The sequence below is a fragment of the Pseudoalteromonas sp. MER144-MNA-CIBAN-0113 genome (genome assembly GCF_040308965.1).
In the GTDB taxonomy this organism is placed as follows: Bacteria; Pseudomonadota; Gammaproteobacteria; order Enterobacterales; family Alteromonadaceae; genus Pseudoalteromonas; species Pseudoalteromonas tetraodonis.
On the sequence record NZ_JBEOOG010000183.1, the window covers coordinates 1 to 890 of the forward strand.

At 46.4% G+C, this 890-nt stretch carries 1 protein-coding gene; it reads left to right on the forward strand.

All coding sequences use genetic code 11. The features are described from left to right. Positions 1-890 (forward strand): IS66 family transposase (gene tnpC / locus AAEY57_RS19310; protein ID WP_350608583.1); only part of this gene is annotated, 890 nt, incomplete at both ends.

An 890-nucleotide genomic window follows, 5' to 3' on the forward strand; every position in this document is an offset into this window, starting at 1 on the left:
TGCTAAAATCGCCTATTTATATGAGCAATTCCGTTTAGCCCAACAAAAGCAATTCGGCAAAAGTGCTGAAGGCTTTGTAGGGCAAGGTGAATTATTTAATGAAGTTGAAGAGATTGCTGAGAAAGCTGAGCCTGAGCAGCAAGGAATTAGCTACACCCGCAACAAGCCTAAACGCAAGCCACTGCCAAAAGACTTACCCCGTGAACAAGTTATCCACGACATAGCAGATAAAAGCTGTGCATGTTGCGGTGGTGAGTTACATAAAATCGGTGAAGATACTGCTGAAAAGCTTGAGTTCATTCCAGCACACGTCAAAGTGATTGAACATATTCGCCCTAAATACGCCTGTCGTGAGTGTGAAAAATCAGGCACTGGGTCAACGATAAAGCAACAGCCTATGCCCGCCATGCCCATTAACAAAGGCATTGCCACCGCGAGCTTACTTAGCCAACTCATCACCAGTAAATATCAATATGGTTTACCGCTTCATCGCCAAGAGAGCATGTTTAAGCAATACGGCATTGAGCTGAGCCGCAAAACCATGAGCGATTGGGTGATTAAGTCAGCAGCGCTGTTTACCCCGCTGGTTAAACGGTTAAAAGAAGAATTACTCAAGCAACCACTCCTTAACGCTGATGAAACCACGGTCAATGTGGTGAAATCAGATAAAGTGAATAGTTACATGTGGGTGTACTGCTCAGGTGCTGACTCACCTAAACCCGACAGCCCCATCCCTAACATCGTGCTTTACGACTACCACACTAGTCGCGCAGCCGCCTGCGTGATGGATTATCTTGATGGCTATCAAGGGTACTTACATGTTGATGGTTATCAAGCTTATGAAAAGACACAGGCCAGTCTTGTGGGGTGCTGGGCGCACGCACGTCGGA